At 60.2% G+C, this 254-nt stretch carries 1 protein-coding gene; it reads left to right on the top strand.

Annotated elements, in window-relative coordinates; genetic code table 11:
• Positions 1-254 (top strand): oxidoreductase (locus Q4563_RS21130; RefSeq protein WP_442903845.1); only part of this gene is annotated, 254 nt, incomplete at both ends.

Genomic DNA, 254 nt, shown 5'->3' on the forward strand with positions numbered 1-254 from the left:
CCATTATCGAGGCCTACCGGACAGCCGCCCAAAACGCCAAAGCCGCCGGGTTTTATGGTGTCGAATTACATGGAGCCAACGGCTATCTGCCGGATCAGTTCCTGCAGTCCAGTACCAACCAGCGCACCGATGCCTATGGCGGCCCGATTGAGCACCGCGCCCGCTTTATGCTCGAAGCCACCGATGCCCTGATTTCAGTATGGGGAGCCAGCCGCGTAGGGGTTCACTTGTCGCCCGGATGCGACACCCAGGAT

This window comes from Gilvimarinus sp. 1_MG-2023 (genome assembly GCF_030548285.1).